The organism is Flavobacterium sp. (genome assembly GCF_049590715.1).
Taxonomy (GTDB): domain Bacteria; phylum Bacteroidota; class Bacteroidia; order Flavobacteriales; family Flavobacteriaceae; genus Flavobacterium.
Genome location: NZ_JBAWDL010000325.1, coordinates 1 through 1,552, shown reverse-complemented (window position 1 = coordinate 1,552; position 1,552 = coordinate 1). Strand labels below are relative to the sequence as shown.

The 1,552-nt window shown below is 56.0% G+C and carries 1 protein-coding gene; it reads left to right on the top strand.

Going from position 1 to position 1,552, the window contains the following annotated elements:
* On the top strand, positions 1–1,552 hold a 1,552-nt coding region (locus WBQ70_RS13980), incomplete at both ends, for a cytochrome c oxidase subunit I (RefSeq protein ID WP_423915275.1).

Below are 1,552 nucleotides of genomic sequence, written 5' to 3'. Positions count from 1 at the left end.
AGCCATTCTTGGGCAAGTGGATCGAAGCTGGCAAGCTGAACCCGGAGTTCTATCTGGCTCTGGTAACGATGCACGGCACCATCATGGTGTTCTTCGTACTCACGGCCGGTTTGTCGGGTACGTTCTCCAACTTCCTGATTCCGCTGCAGATTGGCGCCCGCGACATGGCGTCGGGCTTCATGAACATGCTCTCGTACTGGTTCTTCTTTGCCTCCAGCGTGATTATGTTCGCCTCGCTGTTCATTGAAACCGGTCCGGCTGCTGCAGGCTGGACAATCTATCCGCCGCTGTCGGCGCTGCCGCAGGCTATTTCGGGCTCGGGCGCAGGCCAGACGCTCTGGCTGGTGTCGATGGCGCTGTTCATTGTGTCGCAGTTGCTGGGTGGTGTTAACTACATCACCACCGTCATCAACCTGCGTACCCAGGGCATGAGCATGAGCAAGCTCCCACTCACTATTTGGGCGTTCTTCCTGACGGCTATTCTGGGCCTGCTGGCTTTCCCAGTGCTGTTCTCAGCCGCTTTGCTGCTGATCTTCGACCGCTCGTTCGGCACCTCGTTCTTCCTGTCCGATATCTACATTGCTGGTCAGGCCCTGCCGAATACCGGTGGTTCGCCTATTCTGTTCCAGCACTTGTTCTGGTTCCTGGGTCACCCCGAGGTATACATCGTGATTATGCCTGCAATGGGCATGGTGTCGGAGATTCTGGCTACCAACGCTCGTAAGCCTATTTTCGGCTACCGCGCCATGATTGGTTCGCTGCTCGGTATTTCGCTGCTCTCCTTTATTGTATGGGCTCACCACATGTTCGTAACCGGCATGAATCCTTTCCTCGGATCGGTATTTATGTTCCTGACGCTGATCATTGCCGTTCCTTCGGCCGTGAAAGTGTTCAACTGGTTGGCGACGCTGTGGCGCGGTAACATCCGTTTTACCACGGCCATGCTGTTCTCCATCGGCTTTGTGTCGCTGTTCATTGCGGGTGGTCTGACGGGTATCGTCTTGGGTAATGCTGCGTTGGACATTCAGCTCCACAACACGTACTTCGTGGTAGCTCACTTCCACCTAGTGATGGGTTCTTCGGCCTTCTTTGGTCTGTGGGCTGGTGTTTACCACTGGTTCCCGAAGATGTTCGGCCGGATGATGGACGAGAAGCTGGGTTACATCCACTTCTGGTTGACCTTCATCGGCGTGTACTTGGTATTCCTGCCGATGCACTACGTAGGTATTGCCGGCTTCCCTCGCCGCTATTACGCCTGGACTGGCTTCGACACGTTTAGCCAGTTTGCCGACCTGAACAAATTCATTTCGGTAGCCGCCATCGTGGCCTTTATCGGTCAGTTCATCTTCATCTTCAATTTCTTCTACAGCATCTGGCGCGGCCGTCGCGCCACCGAGAACCCTTGGAACTCGACGACGCTGGAGTGGACGACGCCGGTAGTTCCCGGCCACGGCAACTGGCCCGGCGACATCCCCGCCGTACACCGCTGGCCTTACGACTACAGCAAGCCCGGTGCCGAGGAAGATTTCATTCCGCAAACCGTGCCTTACTC